This window comes from Brevundimonas sp. GW456-12-10-14-LB3, from assembly GCF_059424365.1.
On record NZ_JBWKZJ010000042.1, the window covers coordinates 1 to 23,092 of the forward strand.

General features: G+C 68.8%; 24 protein-coding genes, 1 pseudogene and 1 riboswitch. Of the genes and pseudogenes, 7 read left to right on the forward strand and 18 right to left on the reverse strand.

Going from position 1 to position 23,092, the window contains the following annotated elements; genetic code table 11:
• From AC07XS_RS13825 to xseA, 6 genes are all read right to left on the reverse strand, one after another.
• The coding region (locus tag AC07XS_RS13825; protein ID WP_182714915.1) for an NYN domain-containing protein at positions 1–745 on the reverse strand (745 nt) is incomplete at its 3' end.
• Between the two features lie 82 nt (positions 746–827).
• Positions 828–2,630, reverse strand: coding sequence for an arginine--tRNA ligase (gene argS / locus AC07XS_RS13830; protein WP_182714914.1), 1,803 nt, complete (start codon positions 2,628–2,630; stop codon positions 828–830).
• Positions 2,630–3,298, reverse strand: a complete 669-nt coding sequence (locus tag AC07XS_RS13835; RefSeq protein WP_182714913.1) for a Tat pathway signal sequence domain protein — start codon at positions 3,296–3,298, stop codon at positions 2,630–2,632. The genes argS and AC07XS_RS13835 overlap by 1 nt, the downstream gene beginning before the upstream one ends.
• 64 nt (positions 3,299–3,362) lie before the next feature.
• Positions 3,363–3,929 carry a DUF3035 domain-containing protein gene (locus tag AC07XS_RS13840; RefSeq protein ID WP_054767004.1) on the reverse strand — a complete coding sequence of 189 codons (567 nt, stop codon included), beginning with the start codon at positions 3,927–3,929 and terminating at the stop codon, positions 3,363–3,365.
• A gap of 111 nt (positions 3,930–4,040) precedes the next feature.
• Complete coding sequence (gene lspA, locus AC07XS_RS13845) at positions 4,041–4,547, reverse strand: signal peptidase II (protein WP_152950713.1); 507 nt, start codon at positions 4,545–4,547, stop codon at positions 4,041–4,043.
• Between the two features lie 57 nt (positions 4,548–4,604).
• Complete coding sequence (gene xseA, locus AC07XS_RS13850) at positions 4,605–6,242, reverse strand: exodeoxyribonuclease VII large subunit (protein ID WP_182714912.1); 1,638 nt, start codon at positions 6,240–6,242, stop codon at positions 4,605–4,607.
• 112 nt (positions 6,243–6,354) lie between these two features.
• Here xseA and purD point away from each other — a divergent pair, with 112 nt between their 5' ends.
• Genes purD through AC07XS_RS13865 form a run of 3 tightly spaced genes read left to right on the forward strand, consistent with a single transcriptional unit; the run spans position 6,355 to position 8,124 of the window.
• A complete protein-coding gene (gene purD, locus AC07XS_RS13855; protein WP_182714911.1) occupies positions 6,355–7,629 on the forward strand; it encodes a phosphoribosylamine--glycine ligase in 1,275 nt (424 codons plus the stop codon).
• A 31-nt stretch (positions 7,630–7,660) separates the two neighbouring features.
• Positions 7,661–7,861: a hypothetical protein gene (locus AC07XS_RS13860; RefSeq protein WP_007442400.1), complete on the forward strand. Its 201-nt coding sequence runs from the start codon at positions 7,661–7,663 to the stop codon at positions 7,859–7,861.
• Complete coding sequence (locus AC07XS_RS13865) at positions 7,849–8,124, forward strand: type II toxin-antitoxin system RelE/ParE family toxin (RefSeq protein ID WP_007442402.1); 276 nt, start codon at positions 7,849–7,851, stop codon at positions 8,122–8,124. Before AC07XS_RS13860 ends, AC07XS_RS13865 begins: the two co-directional genes overlap by 13 nt.
• A gap of 3 nt (positions 8,125–8,127) precedes the next feature.
• On the opposite strand, the gene AC07XS_RS13870 is transcribed toward AC07XS_RS13865, so the two are convergent.
• Entirely contained in the window at positions 8,128–8,814 is a 687-nt protein-coding gene (locus AC07XS_RS13870; protein ID WP_054766250.1) for a murein L,D-transpeptidase catalytic domain family protein, read from the reverse strand.
• 114 nt (positions 8,815–8,928) lie between these two features.
• Here AC07XS_RS13870 and AC07XS_RS13875 point away from each other — a divergent pair.
• A pseudogene (locus AC07XS_RS13875) lies at positions 8,929–10,253 on the forward strand (metal-dependent hydrolase family protein).
• Here the strand turns inward: AC07XS_RS13875 and lpxK are convergent.
• From lpxK to AC07XS_RS13900, 5 genes are read right to left on the reverse strand one after another with little or no spacing between them, the layout of a single operon-like run.
• Positions 10,238–11,269 (reverse strand): tetraacyldisaccharide 4'-kinase, encoded by a 1,032-nt coding sequence (gene lpxK / locus AC07XS_RS13880; RefSeq protein WP_182714910.1) that lies wholly within the window; start codon positions 11,267–11,269, stop codon positions 10,238–10,240. The pseudogene AC07XS_RS13875 and the gene lpxK overlap by 16 nt on opposite strands.
• Positions 11,266–12,558: a 3-deoxy-D-manno-octulosonic acid transferase gene (locus AC07XS_RS13885; RefSeq protein ID WP_182714909.1), complete on the reverse strand. Its 1,293-nt coding sequence runs from the start codon at positions 12,556–12,558 to the stop codon at positions 11,266–11,268. Before AC07XS_RS13885 ends, lpxK begins: the two co-directional genes overlap by 4 nt.
• Positions 12,555–13,238: a lysophospholipid acyltransferase family protein gene (locus AC07XS_RS13890; RefSeq protein WP_152950708.1), complete on the reverse strand. Its 684-nt coding sequence runs from the start codon at positions 13,236–13,238 to the stop codon at positions 12,555–12,557. Before AC07XS_RS13890 ends, AC07XS_RS13885 begins: the two co-directional genes overlap by 4 nt.
• Positions 13,235–15,058 carry an ABC transporter ATP-binding protein gene (locus AC07XS_RS13895; protein ID WP_152950707.1) on the reverse strand — a complete coding sequence of 608 codons (1,824 nt, stop codon included), beginning with the start codon at positions 15,056–15,058 and terminating at the stop codon, positions 13,235–13,237. Before AC07XS_RS13895 ends, AC07XS_RS13890 begins: the two co-directional genes overlap by 4 nt.
• Positions 15,059–15,090: 32 nt before the next feature.
• The gene (locus AC07XS_RS13900; protein ID WP_182714908.1) at positions 15,091–15,603 is read right to left on the reverse strand and encodes a COG3650 family protein; all 513 of its coding nucleotides are present in this window, start codon (positions 15,601–15,603) and stop codon (positions 15,091–15,093) included.
• Positions 15,604–15,706: 103 nt separating this feature from the next.
• Positions 15,707–15,850, forward strand: a riboswitch (FMN riboswitch).
• A gap of 98 nt (positions 15,851–15,948) precedes the next feature.
• Here AC07XS_RS13900 and AC07XS_RS13905 point away from each other — a divergent pair.
• Together AC07XS_RS13905 and AC07XS_RS13910 are read left to right on the forward strand one after the other, a co-directional pair.
• Positions 15,949–16,920: a DMT family transporter gene (locus tag AC07XS_RS13905; protein ID WP_054766243.1), complete on the forward strand. Its 972-nt coding sequence runs from the start codon at positions 15,949–15,951 to the stop codon at positions 16,918–16,920.
• Between the two features lie 31 nt (positions 16,921–16,951).
• A complete protein-coding gene (locus AC07XS_RS13910; RefSeq protein ID WP_182714916.1) occupies positions 16,952–17,617 on the forward strand; it encodes a fused DSP-PTPase phosphatase/NAD kinase-like protein in 666 nt (221 codons plus the stop codon).
• Positions 17,618–17,629: 12 nt separating this feature from the next.
• Here the strand turns inward: AC07XS_RS13910 and AC07XS_RS13915 are convergent, their stop codons facing one another.
• Complete coding sequence (locus AC07XS_RS13915; RefSeq protein ID WP_054766242.1) at positions 17,630–17,845, reverse strand: hypothetical protein; 216 nt, start codon at positions 17,843–17,845, stop codon at positions 17,630–17,632.
• 52 nt (positions 17,846–17,897) lie between these two features.
• On the reverse strand, positions 17,898–18,143 hold the full coding sequence (locus AC07XS_RS13920) for a DUF4170 domain-containing protein (RefSeq protein WP_152950705.1): 246 nt from the start codon (positions 18,141–18,143) through the stop codon (positions 17,898–17,900).
• 70 nt (positions 18,144–18,213) lie between these two features.
• On the opposite strand from AC07XS_RS13920, the gene AC07XS_RS13925 reads away from it, so the two are divergent.
• A complete protein-coding gene (locus AC07XS_RS13925) occupies positions 18,214–18,567 on the forward strand; it encodes a hypothetical protein (RefSeq protein ID WP_224760985.1) in 354 nt (117 codons plus the stop codon).
• A gap of 3 nt (positions 18,568–18,570) precedes the next feature.
• On the opposite strand, the gene AC07XS_RS13930 is transcribed toward AC07XS_RS13925, so the two are convergent.
• From AC07XS_RS13930 to AC07XS_RS13945, 4 genes are read right to left on the reverse strand one after another with little or no spacing between them, the layout of a single operon-like run.
• The gene (locus AC07XS_RS13930; RefSeq protein WP_182714907.1) at positions 18,571–19,365 is read right to left on the reverse strand and encodes a 3'(2'),5'-bisphosphate nucleotidase CysQ; all 795 of its coding nucleotides are present in this window, start codon (positions 19,363–19,365) and stop codon (positions 18,571–18,573) included.
• Complete coding sequence (locus AC07XS_RS13935) at positions 19,362–20,717, reverse strand: TldD/PmbA family protein (protein WP_182714906.1); 1,356 nt, start codon at positions 20,715–20,717, stop codon at positions 19,362–19,364. Before AC07XS_RS13935 ends, AC07XS_RS13930 begins: the two co-directional genes overlap by 4 nt.
• Before the next feature lie 43 nt (positions 20,718–20,760).
• Positions 20,761–21,168 carry an MAPEG family protein gene (locus AC07XS_RS13940; protein WP_054766237.1) on the reverse strand — a complete coding sequence of 136 codons (408 nt, stop codon included), beginning with the start codon at positions 21,166–21,168 and terminating at the stop codon, positions 20,761–20,763.
• A 3-nt stretch (positions 21,169–21,171) separates the two neighbouring features.
• Positions 21,172–23,013, reverse strand: coding sequence for a M14 family metallopeptidase (locus tag AC07XS_RS13945; RefSeq protein ID WP_182714905.1), 1,842 nt, complete (start codon positions 23,011–23,013; stop codon positions 21,172–21,174).
• Between the last annotated feature and the right edge of the window lie 79 nt (positions 23,014–23,092).

The window sequence follows — 23,092 nt, forward strand, 5'->3', positions numbered from 1 at the left end:
GGGGCAGGCTGGGGCGGGCGCTCCAGGCCTCGGGCCGTTCGATCCAGCCCTTGGCCGTCTTCAGCCGGTCGGGCAGCATGGACTGGGCCAGCAGATTGCGTCCGATCCCGACCAGTTCGTCGGTCCAGGCGGCGATCTGGCGGTTGTGGACCCGCCCGGGCGGGGCGACGCTGACGATCCGCTTTTCCGGATAGGCTTCGCGCACGTACCGCGCGGTGGCGGCGTGGTCGCCGTCGGTGGTCAGCAGATAGACGGAATCGACCCGGTTCGCCGCCACATCGTCCGCCACCGCCAGGGCCAGGTTGACGTCGCTCTGCTTCTCCGTGGACGCGCTCCAGACATTGCCGCAGGCGCGGCAGTGTTCGCCGTGGACGATGAAATGGCCCATCAGGCATCGCACCCTGCGGGCCCTCAGCGCCGCCTCATAGCGGAACAGGGCCTCCATCCGCGAGCGGGATTGGGGCTTGTGGGCGCTGACCCAAACCACGCCGGCGAGACGCTCCGTCGGATCGATCAGGCCCCGCCCCAGGGCCTGCAAGTCCAGCCACAGCCATTCGCGCCGCTTCTGGTTCAGCAGGGCGTGGAAAAGGTTGTAGCCGTCCACATAGAGGATCGCCCGGCGCTTCAGGAACGGCGGCGTCAGATCGCGGGGGCCGAACGGCCGCAGGGCGCCGTCCGCCACGCGGATGCGTCCCCGATGCTGACCCCAGCGACGCCCCTTAGACTGCTGACCGCCGGTCCCCATCCGTCGACCGCTCCCTGAACCCGGCGAAGGTTAATCAGAGCTGAAGAGCAGAGTCCGCGTCTTTCAGGTCACAGAACGGCGGTCACATCCGTTCGGGAGTCTCGATCCCCAGCAGGTTCAACGCCGTTTCCAGCTGCAGCAGCGCCGCCGCCGACAGGGCCAGGCGCGAAGCCCGTGTCGCCTCGTCCGGCGCGACCAGCACCGGGCAGGCGGCGTAGAATTTCGAGAAGGACTGGGCCACCCGATAGGCGTGCTCGGCTGCCAGATGCGGCATCCGCTTGTCATAGGCGTCCGAAACGGCGGTCGAGAAGGCGTCCAGCGTCAGGGCCAGATCGCGCTCGGCCTGTTCGGCGATGACGATGGCGCCGGGCGCGGCGCCCTGTTCGGCGGCCTTCCTCAGCAGGGATTTGATCCGGACCGACTGGTACAGCAGATAGGGGCCGGTCTTGCCCTCGAAGCTCATGAACCGGTCCAGATCGAAGACGTAGCTGGTGGTCCGCGCGTTCGACAGGTCGGCGAACTTCAGGGCGGCGATGGCCACCTTGTGGGCGATGGCCTCGAACTCTTCCGGCGACAGGTCGTCGCCCAGCTTGGCCTCATGCAGCCGCTCGCGCGCCTTGTCCGTCGCCTGGTCGATCAGGTCGCGCAGCTTCAGCACCCCGCCCGCGCGGGTCTTGAAGGGCTTGCCGTCCTGGCCGTTCATGGTGCCGAAGCCCAGATGCTCCAGCGACCCTTCTGCGGCGTAGCCGGCCAGATAGGCGGCGCGGAACACCTGTTCGAAATGTTCGGCCTGGCGTTCGTCGACGACGTACAGGGCCAGGTCCGGCGCCAGGGCCTTCTTGCGGTCCAGGATCGTGGCCAGGTCGGTCGTGCCGTACATGGCCGAGCCTTCCGAGCTGATCACCAGCAGGGGCGGGGGCGAGGGTGCCTCGATCACCGAGCCGTCGGCCAGCTTCTTCTTGCGGGTCTCGCCGGGCTTGGCGACATGCACCACCTGGGCGCCGTCATCCTCGACCAGCAGGCCCGTCGCCTTCAGATGGGCGATCATCTCGTCCATCAGGGGATCGGCGTCGCTCTCGCCGTTCCACAGGTCGAAATCGACCGACAGGTCGCCGTATTCGCGCTTCAGCGCCTCGCGGCTGACCGCCACGAAATGCGACCACAGGGCGCGATAGCCGGGGCGGCCGTTCTGCAGCTCCGCCGTCGCCTTGCGGGCCCGGTCGCGGAACGCCGGGTCTTCCTTGGCCTTGCCGGCGGCCTGCGGATACAGCCGGTCCAGATCGGCCAGGGTCACCGGGCTTTCGGCGGGGAAGGGGCCGTCGCCGTCGGCCATGAAGGCGTCGGCCAGACCCTCGTCGCCGCAGGCGGTGATCAGCAGCCCCATCTGGAAGCCCCAGTCGCCGAAATGGGCGTCGCCGGTGACATGGTCGCCGCGGAAGCGGAACAGCCGCTTCAGGCTCTCGCCGATGATGGCGCTGCGCAGATGGCCGACGTGCATCGGCTTGGCCACGTTCGGACCGCCGTAGTCGATCACCACCTTGCGCGGATCGGCCACGACGGCCGCGCCCGCGTGTTCGGCGTCGGCGGCGACTTCGGCGGCGCGTTCCGCCAGAACGGCGTCGGCGATCTTCAGATTGATGAAGCCGGGCCCCGCCACCTCGACCGAGGTGAAACGCGGATCGGCGCCCAGCCGCTCGGCGATCTTGCCGGCCAGTTCGCGCGGATTGGCCTTCAACGCCTTGGCGGCGGCCAGGGCGCCGTTCGACTGAAAGTCGGCCAGATCCGGCCGGTCGGACGGGGTGACGCGAGCGAGGGCCGGCTCCACGCCTTCGGCGGCGAAGGCGGCGGCGACCGCTTCGCTGAGGACGGTCGTCAGATCAGACATTACTGGCTCGGCGCAGAGGCTTGGGCGGCTCCGGCGTTGACGCGGAAGCGGCTGCCGGACCGGTTGAACTCGGCCATTTCGGGCGTGACGTCGAACCCGATCAGAACTTCGAAATTGCCGCCGCTGGTTGTGGCCTCGGCGCGGGGAATGATGATGGTCCGCTGTTCGTGGACCGAGGCGGTGCGCGATCCGTCGAACTTCACCGGCAGGTCGAAATATTCCTTGGCCAGGACCGCGCTGTTCCGTTCCGTCACCGCGACCCAGTAACGATAGGTCTTCTGGTCCTCGGTCGCCTGGGCGCCGCGGCCCAGCTGGAACAGGATGTCCATGTCCAGCCGGATCGGATCGGCTTCGCGATATTCGCAATCGGCCGAGACGCCTTCGATCTCGCCGGTGTAGCCGACGTTGGCGATGGCGGCGCGACCGCCTTCCAGCTCCACATAGCGGGCGGCGTCGTACAGCACCTTGACGAAGGGGCAGGGGCCGGCGTTGGCGCGGCGGCGCAGGGGCGCGATCCGGGGCGCGCGGGTGGACGGCGCATTCTCCGACCCGTCCGCCTGCTGTCCGCTGGAACCGCGTTGACGCTGACGTTGCTGCGCCTCGGCGGCGACAGGCAGGACGGAGGCCGCGATGGAAACGGCGGCCAGGGCGGTGAGCAGGCGACGCATCAAATGATTTCCGACAGCGAAAAGACCAACGCCGCAGCCGGCGTCCGACAAGGGTTCGACCGGTTTACAGACCCGGCAGTTTGAAACCGCCGCTGCGACGCGGGGTGATGGTGATGGCCTGGCGCCCGCCCGTCAGGGCCTGAAGCCGGGCGGCCTCGGTCGAGGCGTCGATCGTCTGCTGGCCCTCGGCGGTCTGGCGGGTGGTGGCCGCCTGGGTCGAGGCGTCGTCCTTGCGCCAGAACATCACGCGGTTGGCGAAGCTTTCGTCCTTGTGGGCGATGTCGCCGAACTCGTCGTCGACGACGTAGCGGGCCAGGGGGTCGGCCTGATCGGCGCCGGCCTGGGCCACCAGGACCTGTTCGCCGGGGGTGCGGGTGACGGCCTGACGCTGACCCAGCAGGATCTGACGGGCGGCGCTTTCGGGCGCCAGCTCCTGCGGGCGGGGCTGGCCGGGCGCAGGCGGACGCAGGCCGTATTCCGGCGGCACGCTGAGCGGCGCGGTGGAGACGGTCACGAACTCGTCCGGCACGACCTTTGTCAGGCCGATGCCTTGCTTGAGGCTGCCGCAGGCCGAAACGGCGAGGGCGGCTGAGGCGGCGAGGGTCAGGACGGCGACGCTGCGGATACGCATGGGTTCAGGCTCGATCGGCTGATGCACGGAACGCCTCTGCGGGCGCTGTTGGCATAGTGAAGACGGGGTGATTACGACTTTTCGGGGGCCGCGCCAACCTTGCAGCCGTTTTCAGGCCTTGGAGGCCCGGTCGGACAGGAAGCTGTCGATGATCAGAAGGACGACGCCGATGGTAATGGCGCTGTCGGCGACGTTGAACACCCAGGGAAAGACGCCTGTGCCCGAAACGTCGATGAAGTCGACCACATAGCCGAACCGCACCCGGTCGATCACATTGCCCAGGGCGCCGCCGATCACCAGGCCGATGGCGGTGATCAGCAGGCGACGATCGGCCCGCGTCGCCCACCAGGCCAGGGCGCCCGAGACCAGGACGGAGAAGATGGTCAGACCCCAGCGCGCTTCGCCCCCGCCGAACAGGCCGAAGCTGACGCCGGTGTTCTGGACGAAGGTGAATCGCAGGATCGGCGGGAAGACCTCGGCGAAGACATAGCCGACGGGGATTTGCTCGATCGAGGCCACGTCCGGAAGGCTCAGTATCCAGGCCTTGGTCAGCTGGTCCAGGACGATGATCAGAAGGGCGAAGCCATAGGCGGCGAAGGCGATGCGGGGGATCTTCATGCGGCGGCGGTTAGCAGGAAGCGGCTCAGGCGCGAAGCGGAAAAGCGGGACCGGACGTCAGAAGAGGTCGCCCTGGTCCGGCGCCGGTGGCTTGGGCCGAGGCGTCGGTCGTGGGGTCGACTGGGGCTTCGACTGGGGCGTCGCAGAGGGCGGCGCCGGCGAAGGGGTCTGCGACGCGCCGTCGATGACGGCCTCGCGCGCGCCGTCGCCGAACACCAGTCGGACGGTCTGGCCCGACTCCAGCTCCGCCGCTGCGGTGATCCAGCCGCCGTCGGCGCGCTCGACCCGGGCGAAGCCGGGTTTGGGGCGGCTGGGATCAAGCGTCGCCAGGGCGCGGGACAGGGCGCTCAGCCGGGCTCGGTCGCCGTCCAGTCGACGGGGGATGACGCCGTCCAGGCGCGCGGAGACCGCGTCCAGCCTGGCCTGGCGCTGGTCCAGGCGGCGGTGCAGCGGTTCGGGCGACAGGCGGCCGCCGATCTGCAACAGCCGTCGCTCGCCGCGCGCGACACCCGCCTGAAGCGCCGCCCCCAGCCGGTCCCCCGCGCCGCGCAGTCGATCCTGACCCCGCTCGATCCGGGTCCGCAGCAGCCCGGGGCTCAACTTTCCGCCGGTCACGGCCAGATGGCGTTCGTGAAGGGCGATGTTGCGTTGCAGGCCTGAGCCCAGACGGCTGGACACATGGTCCAGCCTCTGTTGCGCCAGGGCTGTCAGGTCCTCCGGCCGGGAGGGCAGTCCGCGCGCCACGGCGCGCAGCCGGGTCCGCCGATCCTCGATCAGCCGCCCGCCCGCCAGCACCAGCCGTCGATCCAGGTCGGCGACGGCGTATCTCAGGTCGGCCAGCACAGGCGTGGCCATCTCGGCCGCCCCCGTGGGCGTCGGCGCGCGCCGATCCGAGACGAAGTCGATCAGGGTGGTGTCCGTCTCGTGTCCCACGGCCGAGATGATCGGAATCCGCGCCGCCGCCACCGTGCGGGCCAGCCCCTCGTCGTTGAAGCACCACAGGTCCTCAACCGACCCCCCGCCGCGCGCCACGATCAGCAGATCCGGCCGGGGGATGGGTCCGTCGGGCGTCATCGCATCAAAGCCGCGAATGGCGTTCGACACCTGGCCGCACGCCGCCTCGCCCTGGACCACCACGGGCCAGACGATCACCCGGCACGGCCAGCGTTCGGCGATTCGGTGCAGGACGTCGCGGATCACCGCCCCGGTCGGGCTGGTGATCACGCCGATTGCGCGCGGGAACTGGGGCAGGGGCTTCTTGCGCCCCGGCTCGAACAGGCCCTCTTCGCGCAGGCGAAGCTTCAGCCGCTCCAACTGGGCCAGCAGGGCGCCGGCCCCAGCCGCCTCCATGGTCTCGATCACGATCTGGTACGAGGACCGCGCCGGATACGAGGTGATCTTCCCGGTGACGATGACCTCCAGTCCCGCCTCCGGCTGGACCCCCAGGCCGCGCACCGCCCCCTTCCAGATCACCCCGTCGATGGCCGACTTGTCGTCCTTCAGGGTCAGATAGACATGGCCCGAGGCGTGACGATTGACCTTGGACACCTCGCCCCTCAGCCGGACGTGGCCGAATCGCTCCTCCAGCGTCCGCTTCAGGGCAAAGGACAGTTCCGAGATCGACAGGGGCGGATTGTTGTCGCGCGGGGCGGCGGCCTCGGCTGGGCCTTCGAACACATAGGAGTCGTCGCTCATGACCCCACTCTAGCCCGAGGCGGATCGTTTTCGCACCCGTTTCAAAGGAAGAGGCGACATCGCGGACGCCCGCCGCTTGACCGCCTCGCGCGGTGCGGTCATTGCCCACCTTATGAACATTCTCCTCGTCGGATCGGGTGGGCGTGAACACGCCCTGGCCTGGAAGATCGCCCAGTCGCCGTTGGTCACCCGCCTTGTCGCCGCGCCCGGCAATCCTGGGATCGAGGCCGTGTGCGAGCTTCGTCCGGTCAAGGCTGACGACGCCGAGGGCCTGGCGGCCCTGGCGCGCGAGATCAAGGCGGACCTGGTGGTGGTCGGGCCGGAGGTCGCCCTGGCGGCCGGTGTGGCGGACCGGCTGGCCGCCGCCGGCATCCCCTGTTTCGGCCCCACCGCCAAGGCCGCGCAGCTGGAGACGTCCAAGGCCTTTTCCAAGGCCTTCCTGGAGCGTCATTCCATCCCCACCGCCGGCTACGGCGTCTATGAGACGGTTCAGGAGGCCAAGGCCGCGCTCGACGCCTTCCAGCCGCCCTATGTCATCAAGGCCGACGGCCTGGCCGCCGGCAAGGGCGTGGCCATCAGCCCGGATCGCGCCGACGCCGAGGCCGAGGTCGAGCGCATGCTGGGCGGCCGCTTCGGCGCCGCCGGCGCCCGCGTGGTGATCGAAGAGTTCATGGACGGCGAGGAAGGCTCCCTTTTCGCCCTGTGCGACGGCAAACAGGCTGTCCTGTTCGGCGGCGCCCAGGACCACAAACGCGCCTTCGACGGCGACACCGGACCCAACACCGGCGGCATGGGCGCCTATTCACCGGCCCCGGTCTTCACCGCCGACCTGGTCCAGCAGGCTGACGAACGCATCGTTCAGCCCACCATCCGCAAGATGGCCGAGGAGGGCGCCCCCTATCGCGGCGTCCTCTACGCCGGGCTGATGGCCACGACCGACGGACCCAAGGTGGTCGAGTTCAACGCCCGCTTCGGCGACCCGGAATGCCAGGTGCTGATGATGCGCATGGCCGGGGACATCGTTCCCTATCTGCTGGCTTGCGCGCGTGGCGACGTCTCCGGCCTGCCGGCGCCGGCGTTCAAGCCTCAGACGGTCATCTGCGTCGTCATGGCGGCCAAGGGCTATCCCGACAGTCCGCTGGAAGGCTCGATCATCCGCGGCGCCGATCAGGACTTCGGTCCCCATGTCCAGGTCTTCCACGCCGGCACCAAGCGTCGCGACGACGGCCAGCTGTGCGCCGCCGGCGGCCGCGTCCTGAACGTCTGCGCCGAAGGCGACGACATCGCCCAGGCCCGCGAACGCGCCTACGACGCCATCAAGAAGATCGACTGGCCCGGCGGCTTCAACCGCTCCGACATCGGCTGGCGGGCGCTGGAGCGGGGCTGACCGTATCGGCTGGGTGTGGTAGGCTCGCGCCATGGCTGATCCCGCGTACCACGAAGATGACGACGAGCCGGGCGTCTTCGACATCGCCGACGACGCGGCGGACGAGGCGGCGACCCTGCGTGGTCTCGCCGACGCCGAGGCCGGGCGGGTCGTGAGCCATGAAGCCGTAAAGCGGTGGCTTCTGTCTTGGGGAACGGACAATCCGCTCCCGCCGCCGAAATGCGGCGAGTAGTCTGGACCGAGCAAGCTCGGGAAGACCTGATCGCCATACAGTCCTATGTGCAAGGTTTCAGCCCGCCGGCGGCGATCCGCCTGGCGGTTCGCCTGATCGATCTGGCCGAAAGTCTGAGCGCCTTTCCGGATCGCGGCAGGCAAATACGCCATGGGCTTCGCGAGGCGGTCTCGATCCGCCCCTATGTGATCCGCTACGCCATCCTGCCCAGCGAGATTCGCATAATCACCATCCGCCACTCGGCCCGACGGCCCGAGGGATAGGCCTTACGCCCAGGCGAACAGCAGCCGGCCTTCGCCCATCCGCTCGCGCAGCTCCGGCAAGTCGGTATGGGCCACCGAGAAACAGCCGTAGCTGCGGCCCAGCTTGCCTTCGCGCGCCAGGAAGTCCGGGTCGGCGTAGTCGGCGCCGTGAACGATGATGGCGCGTTCGCGGGCCTTGTCATTGGTGTATTCCAGCCCGTCCAGCAGGACGTTCGGCCCCTGCTGCTTACCCCAGCTGGCGCCGGCCGTGGCGTAGGCGCCGATCGAGGACATGTTGGAATCGGGCGTGTTGGAAAAGCGGCGCGCATAGCCGGAATGGTCGGGGTCGGAGCCCCGGCCGTGGCAGGTCCGCAGCACCTTGACCTCGCCTGCGATCAGATCGACCTCGTACAGCCGCTCGTCGCCCGAGAACTTCTTGAAATCGACCAGATACATCCGGTCACGCAGGGGGAGTTTGCGGTGGTGGATGTCCAGGGCCGCCATGGCCCGGTCCATCAGATCTTTCGGAACGGCGCCGCGAGGATCCAGCGGCGGCGGGGTCACGCTGACGGTCTGAACCGGGGGAACGACCACCGGGGCCGCGACGGGCTGGAGCGCCGCCGTGGTCACGGGGGCCGTGGCGCTGGCGCTGGCGCACCCCGCCAGCATGGCCGAGCCGCCCAGAATGAGTCCTCGTCTCGAAAGCCGCATGCGACGCCCTCGTTGCGGTTTGTCTTCGGAGGTGTTTGTTTCAAACCGTTACGACCGAGGCAACCTGAGCCTTGTGGGGCGATTTTGCGGCGAGGCGTCGCGGGAGGGCGATCAATGAAGCGTTTGATCCTGGCTTTGTCGGTGCTGCTGGCGTCCGCTTCGGCGACGGCGGCTCAGCAAACCCCCGCAGTCGTTGGACATTCTGGACCCCGTGTGGTCACCTTCGTCGAGGCGGGGCGGCTGCTGGCCGATCCGTCGAACGGCGTTGTGCAGCGCAGTAAAACTCTCGTGATCAGCGGGAACCAAGTCGTCGATATTCGCGACGGCTTCGTCGGAGATGCGGCGCAAGGCCGGGTCATCGACCTGCGGGACTCATTCGTTTTGCCGGGTCTGATCGACAGCCACGTCCACCTGACCGGCCAGCAAAACCCCAATTCGCGGCTGGAGGAGGTGACCCAGTCTGAGGCCGCCCAGGCCATGGTCGGCGCCCGCTATGCGCGCCGCACCCTGATGGCGGGCTTCACCACCGTCGCCGATCTCGGGGCCGACAACGAAGCGATCTTCGCCCTGCGCGAGGCGGTGAAGGCGGGCGACGTGCCGGGGCCGCGCATCATTGCGGCGGGTTCGGCCGTGTCGGTTCACGGCGGCCATGGCGACGCCAACGGCTTCCGCGCCGACGTCCTGCACCTGCTGTCGCCGGAAAGCGTCTGTTCGGGACCGGAAGACTGTATGCGCGCGGTCCGCACCCAGATCCGCGCCGGCGCCGACATCATCAAGATCACGGCCACCGGCGGGGTCTGTCCAACACCGCCGCCGGTCTGAACCAGCAGTTCAGCGATCCCGAACTGACCGCCATCGTCGAAAGCGCCCACCGGATGGGCCGTCAGGTCACGGCCCACGCTCACGGCGTCGACGGCATCAACGCCTTCCTGCGCGCCGGCGGCGATTCCATCGAACACGGCACCTATCTGGACGACCAGTCGATCCGCCTGTTCAAGCAGAACGGCGCCTGGCTCGTGCCGACCCTGCTGGCGGGGGATTTCGTCGCGCGCGTCGCCTCCGGGCCCGACAATTTCTTCACTCCCGCCCAGACCGCCAAGGCGCTGGAGGCGGGGCCGAAGATGCTGGAGATGGCGCGCCGCGCCCACCAAGGCGGCGTCAAAATCGCCTTCGGCACCGACAGCGGCGTGTCCGCCCACGGCGACAACGCCAAGGAGTTCGCCCTCTTGGTCCGCGCCGGCCTGACTCCGCTGGAGGCCGTCCAGGCCGCCACGGTCGGCGCCGCCGAACATCTGCGCATCTCCAGCGAGGCCGGGCGGATCGCGCCGGGCATGCCGGCCGACATCGTCGCCGTCTCGGGCGATCCCCTGAGCGACGTCGCCGAACTGGAGCGTATGAAGTTCGTGATGAAGGGCGGGGTCGTCTATCGCGCCGACTGAATCCGGTCGGCCCTGATCTTCTCGACCAGGAAGGCGGCGAAGCCGGCCTCATCCTCAAACCGGGCGACGACGGGCCAGGCGGTCACATGCGCGCGCTGATCGGGCGTCAGCCGCACCCAGTCCTTTTCCGTGGTGACAAGGCCGGCCTGAAAGACCGCCGCCCGATCTTTCAAGAACGCCATATCCTTGTCGCTGTAGGCCGCATGGTCGGGGAACGGGACGAAGTCGACCAGATCGCAGCCCGCCGCCTTCAGCGACCGCTCGACCTTCCACGGCTTGGCGATGCCGGCGAAGCCGACCTGTGGGCCGGTCGGGTGCGGACCCTGCGGCGTCAGTCTCGCGAGATAGATCGGCAGACCATCGAAGACCGCCAGCAGTTCAGGATCGGCTGTCTCCAGATCGGTCGGCAGCATCACCACAACGGCGTCGGCGCGCGCCAGCCCCGCTTTCAAAGGCTCGCGCATCGGGCCGGACGGAAAGACCGAGCCGTCCCCGAACGGCCATTCATCGCCGCGGGTCTCTCCATCCACGACGATCAGGCTGACGGTCTTCTTCAAGGCGGGGTTCTGGTGTCCGTCGTCCAGCACCAGGGCGTCGGCCCCGTCCGTAACGGCCGCCTCGGCGCCGGCGACCCGATCTCGTGAAATCCAGACCGGCGCGTCCCTGGTCAGCATCAGGGGTTCGTCGCCGACGTCCTCGGCCGTATGCAAGGCGGGATCGACGCGGACCGGCCCTTCCAGCCGCCCGCCATAGCCGCGCGACAGGCCCTGCGCCTCCACCCCCGCCGCGCGCAGCAGCCGCAGCGCCTCGCGCGCAACCGGCGTTTTGCCCGATCCGCCGACCGTCAGATTGCCGACCGAAATCACCGCGCAGCCGGGATCAAGGGGAACGGTGCGCGCGATGCGCCGCGCCGTCACCCCAGCCCAGATCCAGCCCAGCGGCTTCAACAGGGTGCGTGTCATCCGGGCGTGATCGCGGTCGCGCACATACCACCAGCGGGGCGTGTTCAGCTTCATCGCCGGGGTCTCTTCTGCGGCGTAAGCGGAGCGAGCCAGGACCACAGCCGCTCCAGATCCCCGCCCGCCTCGGCCGCCGCGCGGCGGGCGCGCTCGCCCATGGCCTTTGCCGCCGCCGGATCGGCCAACAGGGGGCCTATCGCCTGGGGCAGGTCCCAAGGCGCCTGGACGGGGATCAGCCCGCCCGACTGGGCCAAGGCCGCCGTCACGCTGGCCCAGTTGGAGGCGTCCGGTCCCGTCACGACGGGCCGCCCCAGCCGCGCGGGCTCCAGCGGATTGTGACCGCCGACCGCCGGCAGGCCCAGGGCCGGAGCGAAGGAGCCGCCCATCACCACCACATCGGCCAGACGCAGGAACAGCCCCATCTCGTTCAAGGTGTCGGCCAGATAGACGTCCGTGTCGCGCCCGATGGTCTCGCCCCGCGAGCGCATGGCGAAGGCTGCGCCGTCCCGGTGCAGGGCCTCCGCGATCAAGGGACCGCGCTCGGGGTGGCGCGGCAGCAGGATCAGGCAGACGCGCTCGCTCAGCTTGTCCAGGGCGCGGACGATGGCGATCTCTTCGCCCTCATGGGTGCTGGCGGCGACGATGACGGGCCGGTCGCCGATGGCGGCGCTCAGACGGCTGAAGGCGGCCGTATCATGGGGCAGGGGCTCGCCCGCCAGCTTCAGATTGACCAGGCCGTCGATACAGGCGCCCATCCGCTCCAGCCGCTCGGCGGAGGCGGCGTCCTGGGGCAGGACAAGGTCGAAGGCGCGCGTCACCGCCTGAGCCGAGGCCGGAAACCGGCGCCAGCCCTCGACCGTCTTGTCGGTGATGCGGGCGCTGACCAGGGCCAGCTTCACCCCGCGCCGGTGGGCCTCCAGCAGCAGATTGGGCCATAGTTCGCTCTCGACGAAGACCGCCAGCCCAGGCCGCCAGTGATCCAGGAAACGGCCGACCGCGCCCGGTCCGTCCACCGGCGCATATTGGTGGATCACCCCCTTCGGCAGCCGGTCCTCAAGAATCCGGGCGGACGTCACCGTGCCCGACGTCACCAGAACCGTCAGATCCGGCCGCGCCTTTACGAACCGTTCGACCAGGGGCAGCAGGGACAGGGTCTCGCCCACGCTGACGCCGTGCAGCCAGACCAGGTCGCCCTCGGGCCGTTCGATCCGGGTAAAGCCCATCCGTTCATCGACACGCGCGGGGTCCTCCTTGCCTCTTGCGGCGCGGGCGTCCAGCAGGCGCGGCGCCAGGGGCTCCAGGGCGCGGGTCAGCAGCCGATAGGCCAGCAGGGGCAGGGGCGTCACGGCTTCAAACCCGTGATCGCATCCGCCCGCGCCTCGACCGCATTCAGCCGCGCCGTCCAGTCGCGCGTCACCTGGGCCATGTCGGCTCCCTCGGGATAGTCGGCCCGATCCCAGACAATGGCGCCCTTGCCGAACGGCAGGGGCAGGACCGCTCGATCCCAGCTGTTCAGCCGGATCGCCGGATTGCAGGACAGGCCGATGAACAGGACAGGGGCGCCGGACAGTTTCGCCATCAGCGGCAGGCCCTCGGCCATGATGTTGACCGGGCCGCGCGGGCCGTCCGGGGTGATGGCCAGGGCGCCGACCTTGAGCTGCTTCAGCCCGTCGCGCAGGGCCTGGGAGCCGCCCTTGGCCTTCTGCGCCTTGTCCTTATTGGCCGATGAGCCGCGCACGGCGGGAAAGCCCTGGCGCGCCACCGCCTTGGCGATGAACTCCCCGTCGGCCGACAGAGAGATCAGGGCCTTGGCCGGCTGGGCTCGGTCCAGCGGCCAGCAGGCGGGCGACAGGCCAATGCGCGAATGCCAGAAGACGCACAGAACCCCGCCGCCCTGCGCCCAGACAGCCTCGGCCGCCTGCTGGTTCTCATGGGTCCAGCGGATGGTGGCGAAACAGACCTGCATCCATTTGGCCAGGGTCCAGGCCAGGGCGGACTGGATGATCGGATTGCGCAGCGGCCTCACGCGACGGCCTCGACCGCCGGGGTTCCGTCCAGCGACTGTTGCCGGGCCAGGCGGGCGTAGAGTCCGCCACGGGCCACCAGGGCGTCATGCGTCCCTTCCTCGACCACCCGCCCGGCCTCGATCACATAGATGCGGTCGGCGTTCCTGACGGTGGACAGACGGTGGGCGATCATCAGGGTGGCGCGCCCCTCCATCAACCGCTCCAGCGCCGCCTGGACCAGGGCCTCGCTCTCGGTGTCCAGGGCGCTGGTCGCCTCGTCCAGCAGCAGGATCGGCGCGTCCTTCAGGAAGGCGCGGGCGATGGCGATCCGCTGGCGCTGCCCCCCCGAAAGGCGCAGGCCCGCCTCGCCCGCACGGGTGGCGTAACCGTCCGGCAGGCTCGTGATGAAGTCATGGGCGGCGGCGGATCGCGCGGCGTCCTCGATCTGGGCTTGCGTCGCGCCCGGCCGGCCATAGGCGATGTTGGCGGCGATGGTGTCGTCGAACAGGAAGGGCTCCTGGGTCACGAGGGCGATGTGGTCGCGCAGATCGCTGATCCGCACCTGACGGATATCCATCCCGTTCAGCCGCACCGCCCCGGCCGTGACGTCATAGAAGCGCGGCAACAGGCTGAGGATGGTGCTCTTGCCGCCGCCGGAGGGGCCGACCAGGGCGACCGTCTCGCCCGGCGCGACCCGCAGGGAGACGGCGTCCAGGGTCGGGGCGTCCGTCCCCGCATAGGCGAAGGACACCTGATCCAGCGCCACCTCGACCGGGCCGGACGGCAGGGTCTCGGCGTCGGCCGCCTCACGGATTTCCGGCTCGATGTCCAGGGCGGCGAACAGGCGACGCGCGGCGGTGAAGCCTTCGCTCATCACCGTGGCCAGGTTCGTGACCTGGCGCAGCGACTGGCCGGCCGCCAGCAACAGGCCGATGAAGGCGGCGAACCCGCCCACCGTCATCTCGCCCGACTGGGCCCGCCATCCGGCATAGGCCATGACGGCGGCGACGACGACATAGGCGACCAGATCGCTGGACGGGCCGGCGAAGGCGCGGGCGTTGGCGCCCTTGATGACGTGGCGCTGGCGACGGGCCACCACCTCGGCCACGCGATCCTGCTCGGCCGCCTCGCGGTTCTCGATCTTGATCAGGCGAACCCCGTCCAGATTCTCCATCAGGGCGGTGGACAGGTTCTCGGTCTCGGCCATGGCGCCGACGGCGGCCTTGCGCGTCCTTCGCCCGAACCGGCGCAGCACCAGGGCCACCAGGGGCACGCCCAGCAGGACCACCATGGTCAGCTGCCAATCAATGATCCCCATATAGATCAGCACCGCGATCAGGGTCAGCAGGTTCTGGGTGTAGTTGACCACGCCCGAGGTGAAGGCCTCGCGCACCAGATTGGCGTCGAACAGGACCGAGGAGACGAAGCCGCCCGAATGCTGGCTGCGCAGTCGGGCCAGATCGGCGCGGATCATGGCGCCGAACAGGCGGATCTGGATGTCGCCGACGATCGTATGGCCCAGTCGATTGACCAGGGCGGCCTGCCCCAGGGCCGCCAGGGTCCGCACCACCGCCACCGTCAGAATGGCGGCGGGGATGACGATCAGGGCCTCGTCCGCCGGGAAGCGGAAACGGCCGAACAGGACGATCGGCTGGTCGCCGCCGAGGAACAGGCCGTTCACCGCCGGCTCCAGCAGCTTCAGCAGGGCCGCCGTCAGCAGACCTGTCGTGGCGGCGCACAGGATCGACAGGATCAAAGATCCCTTGCGGCTGCTCAGATAGTCACGCCAGATCCGCGCCAGCAGGGCGCGCAGGGGCATGGAGGGGGCGGGCTCGCTCATCGGCCCTTCGGTCGTCTGAGCCGCCCCTCAAGTCAAGGCTTGTCAGGCGCCGGCGTCAGCGGACGCCCCGCCTCGTCGGCCCGGATCAGGGTTTCGCCCGGGGCATCATCGATCCTCATCGCCGGGGGGACGGTCGGATTGGAGGCGTAGCGTCGCCCGTCGAACGGCACGGCGGCCTCATAGCCCTGGATGATCCCGCCGCCCGCCACTTGCACGCCCAGAGCGCGCCGGCCGTGATCCTCGCGTTCCAGAAGACGAATGGGCGCGCGGGCCACGCTGATCTCGCCGACCGAGCGATAGGAGGACCCGTCGCGGTCCAGAATCAGCAGGCGGCATCCGCCCGATCCGCACCAGGCCGGTCCGGTCAGATAGACCAAAGCCGTCTTGCCGTCGGGGGTGAGGGCGGCGGTGTAGCGGGTCGTGTCCGCCGCCTCGCCGGCGCGCTGTTGCAGATAGGCGATCAGGGACGGGTCTTCAGGCGGCGTGCTCTGGGCGACGGCGCCGCCCGGCAAGGCGACGGCGATGACGGCGGCGAAGATCTTCATGGCGGCCTTTCGGGGTGAGGAGCTTGGATGTCTGAACGCCTGAACGCCCAGGTGGTTGAAGATCAAGCGGCCCCTTTCTAAGTAGGGCGGGCAGGTTCGCCTGCGGTGTTCTCAGGGCGGGGTGCGATTCCCCACCGGCGGTAAGGCGGCGACGCCAAGCCCGCGAGCGCTCCCCCCGCTTGGGGAGGTCAGCAGATCCGGTGCGATTCCGGGGCCGACGGTATAGTCCGGATGAAAGAGAACGGGACCCAACGCCTCGCGGCGTGCGTCGCTCTTGCTTGAGCGGCGGGCGCGGCGCGTCGTCGCCCGTAACCCTGGAAAACTGGTTACGGAAAGGACGACCAATTGAACCAGATTTCCTCGTCTTCGCTTCGCGCCCCCGCCTTGGGGGCGCTGTTGATGCTGTCGGCCAGTCTCGTCTTCGCCTGCGGCAATATCCTGCAATCCCTTTTGCCCCAACGGTTCGGCATGAGTTCGACCGGAATGGCCTTCTGGCAGTATCTGATCGCCTCGGTCCTGATGCTGCCCATCGTTCTGCGGATCGGCCTGAACAGGCTGAGGACGCGCCGTCCTCTGGCCCATCTGATCCGCGCCTTCGCCTCGGCCCTGGGCGTCCATGTCTTCGTCTACGGCTTCGCCTCGGGCGTGCCGATCTGGCAGATGGTGACCCTGCTGGCGACCGGCCCCCTGTTCGTCATCATCGGCTCGACCCTGTGTCTGGGCGAGCGGGTGTCGAGCCCCCGGATCGTCGCGGCCATGGTCGGCTTCCTCGGCGCCGTGATCGTTTCGGGGGTCGGGTCCGAAAGCCTGGGGTGGGCCGCCCTGACCCCGGTCCTGGCCGCCGCCCTGTGGGCCGTCACCGATGTGATGACCCGCTGGCTGGCGAGGGAGGAGACGCCCGAGACCCTGACCCTCTCCCTGCTGGTCCTGATCACGCCCAACCATCTGGCGCTTCTGTTGCTGGCGAACGCCTTCGCCTTCGCCTTGCCGGCCGGGGTGGCGACGGACCTGCCCTTCGCCCTGCCTCAGGGTGCGGGCCTGCTTCTGTTGCTGGCCCTGGGCGGCCTGACGGCGGCGGCGCAATATCTGCTGGCCTTCGCCTACCGGCTGGCCGACGCGGCCTATCTGCAGCCCTTCGCCGATCTGAAGGCGCCGCTGGCCGGCCTGGTCGGCTGGCTTCTGCTGGGACAGACGCCCTCGATCTGGTTCTGGCCGGGCGCCGCCCTGATCGTCGGAGCCTCGATCTTCATCTTCTGGATCGAGGGTCGGGCGCCGCAAGACGGGGCGGCGACGGCCCCGGTTGCAAGCGGAGGATGACGCGGCGGCCCCGGATCGCTATCTGGCGGCCATGGCGCGCTTTGACCTTTCGACCGCAATGGGCCGTTTCCGGGCCCATTGGCATTATTTCTGGGCGGATCACGCCTTTCTGCGCCTGGTCTTCTCCAACGCCCACTGGCTGGGGCCGGACCTTGTCCGCACCAACCAGCCGTCGCCGCGCCAACTGGCCTATTGGAAGTCCAAGGGGGTCAAGACCGTCATCAATCTGCGGGGCGAGCGGGACGAGGGCTATTACTGGCTGGAGAAGGAGGCCTGCCGGCGGTTGGGTCTGACCTTGATCGACGCGCCGCTTGACTCGCGCGACCCGCCGCAGAGGGATCGCATTCACCGGGCGCGCGACCTGTTCAAGACCATCGACTATCCGGTCCTGATCCACTGCAAGTCCGGCGCCGATCGTGCGGGGATGATGGCGGTCTTCTATCGCCACTTCCATCTGGGCGAGCCCATATCGGTCGCCATGAAGCAGTTGTCGAAGAAATATCTTCACTTGCGCGAAGGGCTGACCGGCGTCCTGGACTATACGCTGGAGAAGTACGTGAACGAGGTCGAGCCGCAGGGCGTCAGCTTCATCGACTGGGTCGACAGTCCCGACTACGACCCCAAGGCCATCCGCGCGGAGTTCAAGGCCGGCTGGTGGGGCACGCTGCTGACCGAAAAGCTGCTGAGGCGGGAGTAGGGGCCGACACCGTCAGCCCCAGGGGCCGGTCTTCGGTCTTTCGTCGTCTTCGCCGGCCTGGCGCGCCTCGGCGGCCAGTTCGGCGTCCCGTCGCGCCTTGCGTTCGGCCTCCCACCGCTTGAACCAGCGCGCATAGCCGATGTGGCCTCGCAGCGAAAAGCTGAACAGGGCCAGGACAGCCAGCAGGCTGACCAGTTGAAAAATCTGTTGGGGTTCCAGGTTGATCACGGTCGTTCAGCGTCCGTGTCAGGGAACGGGTTCCCGCTCCCTGACGTCGCACTCAGGCCGCGTCGCCGCGCGGGTCGATCAGCTTGTGGGCGTGCAGGATGAAATAGCGCATATGGGCGTTGTCCACGGTCGCCTGGGCGCGCGCCTTCCAGGCCTTCTTGGCTTCGTCATAGCTGCCGTAGGCGCCGACGAACTCGACCTGGGACAGGTCGCGGAAGACGGGCTCCTTCGGGTGGCGCAGTTCGCCGCCGATGACCAGGTGCAGCAGTTGCGTGGGGACGGAGGATTGGTCGACCATCGGATGTCCTTGAAAGGCTCGGGTGGGGCTCTGGCCGGGGCATAGGCCGAGAACGGCTAAGGATCAATGTATGACGGGGTTTTCAGACCCTGCCTTACGTCGAAAGCGGCACGTTTTTACAGCCGCGCTCCCGTTTGCCCGTCATCGCAGCTTGGGGCATTATGCGGTCATGAGCAGTGATCCGGAAAATCTGACGCTGGTGTTCCTGCGGCGGATCGACGCCAAGATCGATACGCTGGCGCTTGATCTGCGTGAGTTGAAGGAACGGGTCTCCGGCGTCGAAATCGGGCTGACGTCCGTGCGGCGCGATATCGCCGGGTTGGCGGAGACTGACGCTCGCCTCCAGGTGTCTCTGGACCGAATGCGAGACGATGTGGGCCGTATTCAGCGTCGGCTCGACCTGCATGAAGAGCCGGCCGCCTAGGTTTCAGGTCGAAAGCGGCACGTTTTTACAGCGCCGTATGATCAGCGGATGCAGGGCCGGGGCGGCGCAGACCAGACTGGCCTGGCGTGGATCGGCCCGGTTGAACCGCCAGGGGCGGCCGTGGTGGTCGGTGACGCGCGCTCCCGCCTCTTCGGCGATCAGACTGCCCGCCGCCACGTCCCAATCCCATTTCGGCGTCAGGGCCAGGGCGGCGTCGAAGGCGCCGGCGGCGACCAGAGCCATCCGATAGGCCAGGGCGTTGCGCTTTGAGAACCGCAGGGGCGGCCAGGGCTCGTCCCAGTGCGGCCCCTCGATCATCCGCGCGTCGCCCAGCACCGAGGCGTCGTCCAGCGTGTCCACGTCCGAGGCCCGCACCGGGGCGCCGTTGCGCCAGGCGCCGCCGTTCCGAACCGCCGCATAGGTTTCCTGAACCTCCGGCGCATGGATGACGGCGGCGACCACCTGGCCGTCCTCGACCACGGCGATAGGGGTGCACCACCAGGGTTGGCGCTTCATATAGGCCACCGTGCCGTCCACCGGATCCACCACGAAAATCCGGCATTTGGACAGGCGCTCGGACGAATCCGCCGTCTCCTCCGACAGCCAGCCATAGTCGGGGCGGGCGGCCTGCAGACGGTCCTTCAGCATGGCGTCCACCGCCAGGTCGCCGCTGGTCACGGGCGAACCGCCGACCTTCGCCTCAACCTTCAGCCCCGCCTCACGTTCGGCGAGCGCCAAGGCGCCGGCGTCGAGCGCGGCCTGGCGGATCAGTTCGAGGTCGGCGTCCAGGTCCGTCATTTTCCGGCTATGGCCACCGCGTCGAACATCAGGCTCGGCACGTTGAAACTGCCTCGGAACTCCAGGTCCGAGCCCCGAACCAGCCGCAGATAAAGGTCGGGCAGCTTGCCCGCCACGGTCACCTCATTGACCGGATAGGCGATCGCGCCGTTCTCGAACCAGAAGCCCGACACCCCGGCGGACCAGTCGCCGGTGTTTCCGTTCAGCGACGGCCCGAACATGGAGGTGACCAGAAGTCCGGTCCCTGCATCGGCCATCAGTCCCGCCAGATCCCGCTCGCCCGGCTCCATGTGCAGGTTGTGGGTCGAAACCCCCGCTGATCCCGCCAGGCCGCGCGAGGCGTGGCCGGTGGACTCCAGCCCCAACTGCCGGGCCGAGGCGCTGTTCAGCAGCCAGGTGGTCAGCACCCCGTCGTCGAACAGGGCGCGCCGTTCGACCGCGACGCCCTCATCGTCGAACGGGGTCGATCCCAGGCCGCGCGGCCGGAACGGATCGTCGATCAGGGTGACGCCTTCGGCGAACACCCTCTGGCCCATCCGGTCCTTCAGGAAGGAGGTGCCGCGCGCGATCGACGGCCCCGAAATCGCGCCGATCGCCGGCGAGACGATCTGGCCGGCCATGCGGTTGTCGAAGATGACGGGGGCGGTGGTCGAGGCGATCTTGCGCGCCCCGGTCCGGGCTGCGGCGCGTTCGCCGGCCGTTCGCCCGATGATTTCGGCGCCCGGCAGGTCCGACAGATGCCGGGTCGAGCGGCTCTCGCCGCCGCGCTCCATCGCTCCGTCCTTCTCGGCGATCACTCCGACGCCCAGCGAGAAGGCCGAACCCTGATAGTCCCCGTCGAATCCATGCGAGGTCACCAGTCGCCAGCGGCTGGACGACCAGGACGCATGCCCGCCCTCGGACCGGGCGACGCCCTTCACGGCCAAAGCCGCGGCCTCTGCCTCGGCGGCGGCCTGCTCCAGCGCTTCCGCACTGCGTTCGCTGGGATCGAACAGGTCCAGTTCGGCGAAGGGCGCCTGCGCCAGCCGATCCTGCGGCGCCAGACCGGCGTGGGGGTCTTCCGGCGCCAGCCGCGCCATGGCCACCGCGCGTTCGACCAAACGTGTGCGAGTCGCCGGCGACAGGTCCGAGGCGGAAACCGAGGCCTGCCGCTGTCCGACGAAGACCCGCAGGCCCAGATCGCGCGACTCTTCGCGTTCGACGTCCTCCAGCCTTCCATTGCGCACCCCGACCGACAGGGCGCTTCGGTCGGCGCTGACCGCCTCGGCGGCGTCCGCGCCGGCTTTCAGCGCGGCCTGGACGATGTCATGCAAAAGATCGGTGGAGGCGGAGGCGTCGCGGGCTTCAGTCATGCCCCGATATGGCGGACCCTTTGCTGCGTCGCAACCTCGCGCCTCACACCACGGCGAAGGCGATCAATCCGACCGCCGCCGTCAGCAGGGCGACCCAGGTCAGCAGCATGCCGATCACCCGACCCAGCGAGGGCCCCGTCTGGAACAGAAGGCCCAGGGCATGGGCCGAGCGCCCCACGAACAGGGTCGCCCCCACCCCATGCACCATCCAGGCGGGCGCTCCGACGGCGGCCAGAAGCAGCATGGCGATCATGCCGGGCGCGGCGTATTCGGCGCAATTGCCGAAGGCGCGCGTGGCGGCCGCGAGGTCCGCGATACCGCCGTCCCCCAGCGACACCATATGTTTGCGGCGGCCGCTGACCACAATGCCCGACAGAACCAGGAGCAGCAGGATCAGCAGGCCGCTCCACAGGGCGGCGGCCTGGACGGCGTACATCATGGGGGTGGTCATGGATCAGTCCTCGCGCCCGACGGGATAGAGCAGATAGCGGTCGTCATAGAAGGGCGTCCGCTCATAGAACCAGGCCAGCCGCGCCTGCGGATCAGCCGCGAACGCCGGTTCGGCCGCCAGCTTGGCCTCGAACTCGGCCTTCAGCGCCGGATCGGCCGCCAGCATCTTCTCGGCCAGGGGCGCGATGGCGTAGGCCTCGATATATTCGACCCGGCTCATGACTTCGGGGAACAGGCCCCAGGCGAAGAAGCTCTCGCTGGACTGCGGCTCCAGCAGCAGGACGACGACGTCGCCCAGCGGCTGGTCAGTGGGCACGCGCACCGAGCCGGTCGGGAAGGTCCAGTCGTGGCGCTCGACCTCGACCGTCTTCACCGAGGCCTGGACGTGGCCTTCGTTGGCCCGCGTCGCCAGTTTCGGCTCGACCAGGCGCAGCATCGACAGGTTCACCGTACGCGACGCCGCCAGCGTCTCCATCTCGACGCCGTGGATTTTCAGCCGCTCGATGATGTCGGTGCGATAGCTCGGCACCCAATAGGCGGTGGGGCGGTTCAGGGTCAGCGTCGGCTTGGATCCGTAGAAGGGCATCTGCCACAGCTCGGGATCGGGCCGGCCCAGCCAGCGCACCTCGTCGCGACCCGAGGCGGGGCTGTGATACATCTCGTACAGCATCCCCTTGAACGGGCGGGTGGAGGAGGGGGTCTCTTCCGCCTGGAAATTCGCCAGGATCTGCGCCGGTCGCAGGGCCCGGTCCTGATCGGTCGCCGCCTTCAGCGCCGCGCCCTGATCGGCCAGCAGCCGCATCGCCTCCTCGATGAAGACATAGGTCCCCAGCACCCGCTGCTCATGCGGTTTCAGACTGTGGTTTTCGATCAGAATGGTCGGCACATGGGCGGCCGCGCCCCAGCCGTTGGAGTAGCGTTCGCCCAGGCCGCCGTCCGACAGGCCCTTCTTCGGTTCGTCGTCGTCGATGCCGAACACCAGTTCGCCGGGGATATGGCCCTCGCGCTCCAGGGCCGCGTTCATCGCCGGTTTGAACACCGTATCCAGCCAGGCCGAGCTGTTGGGCGAGCGGCTGAAGGTCCCGTCCTCGCCGTTGAAGCCGTAGGTGACGTCGTACTGATAATCCAGGCCGTCGGTGACGTGGACGTCGACATAGAGGTCCGGCCGGTACTTCAGGATCAGGCCCCGCACCGCCCGCATCTCTGCCTGGTCCAGTTTCAGATAGTCGCGGTTCAGGTTCTGGTTGGTCGCCGTATTGCGCCAGCCCTGGATGCGCGGCCCGCGCTGGTTCGGGCGGGAATAGGGGCCGGCGCGCTCATGCCCGTCCACGCTCAGGATCGGGATCAGGATCAGATTGACCCGGTCCAGCAGGGCGTCCTTGCCGTAGAAGGCGATGTCGCGCAGCACCATCATGCCCGCGTCCTTGCCGTCGATCTCGCCGGGGTGAATGCCCGCCTGGATCATCAGCACCGGCTTGGCCGGATCGAAGGCCGCGCCGTCCTTCGAGGCGATCACCGCATAGATGGGCCGACCCTCGGGCGAGACGCCGAACTGTTCGATGCGGATCAGGTCGCTGGCGGCGTCCAGTCGGTCGAACCAGGCGCGGGTGTCGACATAGTTCGGTGAAAAGTCATGGCCCCGATCCGCCTCGAACGGCGTCACCCAGGGATCGCTCGCATCGCGCAGCAGGGCCTTCGACGCCCCGTCCCAGGCCGGCGTGGGCGGCAGGAAGGGCTGGTCCCAGGGCGCGATATTGGAAAGAACGGGCGGACGGCCCGGCGACTGGGACATGGCGGGACTCGAGACTAGGGCCGCGACGGCGGCGAACAGAAGCGCGTGACGCATGGATGAAGTCCTCGACCGATCCGGTCCTTATGGCAAGCCCGCGGGCTCAGCCGGCGACGGCGGCGGGCGGGGATGGGGC

Coding starts and splice junctions, on each gene's coding strand:
- AC07XS_RS13930 (WP_182714907.1), bottom strand. CDS start 19,365: ATGACGGACCTGGACGCCGACCTCGAACTGATCCGCCAGGCCGCGCTC.
- lpxK (WP_182714910.1), bottom strand. CDS start 11,269: ATGAAGCTGAACACGCCCCGCTGGTGGTATGTGCGCGACCGCGATCAC.
- AC07XS_RS13895 (WP_152950707.1), bottom strand. CDS start 15,058: ATGAGCGAGCCCGCCCCCTCCATGCCCCTGCGCGCCCTGCTGGCGCGG.
- lspA (WP_152950713.1), bottom strand. CDS start 4,547: ATGAAGATCCCCCGCATCGCCTTCGCCGCCTATGGCTTCGCCCTTCTG.
- AC07XS_RS13910 (WP_182714916.1), top strand. CDS start 16,952: ATGGCGCGCTTTGACCTTTCGACCGCAATGGGCCGTTTCCGGGCCCAT.
- AC07XS_RS13925 (WP_224760985.1), top strand. CDS start 18,214: ATGACGGGGTTTTCAGACCCTGCCTTACGTCGAAAGCGGCACGTTTTT.
- AC07XS_RS13920 (WP_152950705.1), bottom strand. CDS start 18,143: ATGGTCGACCAATCCTCCGTCCCCACGCAACTGCTGCACCTGGTCATC.
- purD (WP_182714911.1), top strand. CDS start 6,355: ATGAACATTCTCCTCGTCGGATCGGGTGGGCGTGAACACGCCCTGGCC.
- xseA (WP_182714912.1), bottom strand. CDS start 6,242: ATGAGCGACGACTCCTATGTGTTCGAAGGCCCAGCCGAGGCCGCCGCC.
- AC07XS_RS13940 (WP_054766237.1), bottom strand. CDS start 21,168: ATGACCACCCCCATGATGTACGCCGTCCAGGCCGCCGCCCTGTGGAGC.
- AC07XS_RS13945 (WP_182714905.1), bottom strand. CDS start 23,013: ATGCGTCACGCGCTTCTGTTCGCCGCCGTCGCGGCCCTAGTCTCGAGT.
- AC07XS_RS13900 (WP_182714908.1), bottom strand. CDS start 15,603: ATGAAGATCTTCGCCGCCGTCATCGCCGTCGCCTTGCCGGGCGGCGCC.
- AC07XS_RS13840 (WP_054767004.1), bottom strand. CDS start 3,929: ATGCGTATCCGCAGCGTCGCCGTCCTGACCCTCGCCGCCTCAGCCGCC.
- argS (WP_182714914.1), bottom strand. CDS start 2,630: ATGTCTGATCTGACGACCGTCCTCAGCGAAGCGGTCGCCGCCGCCTTC.
- AC07XS_RS13865 (WP_007442402.1), top strand. CDS start 7,849: ATGCGGCGAGTAGTCTGGACCGAGCAAGCTCGGGAAGACCTGATCGCC.
- AC07XS_RS13835 (WP_182714913.1), bottom strand. CDS start 3,298: ATGCGTCGCCTGCTCACCGCCCTGGCCGCCGTTTCCATCGCGGCCTCC.
- AC07XS_RS13935 (WP_182714906.1), bottom strand. CDS start 20,717: ATGACTGAAGCCCGCGACGCCTCCGCCTCCACCGATCTTTTGCATGAC.
- AC07XS_RS13870 (WP_054766250.1), bottom strand. CDS start 8,814: ATGCGGCTTTCGAGACGAGGACTCATTCTGGGCGGCTCGGCCATGCTG.
- AC07XS_RS13860 (WP_007442400.1), top strand. CDS start 7,661: ATGGCTGATCCCGCGTACCACGAAGATGACGACGAGCCGGGCGTCTTC.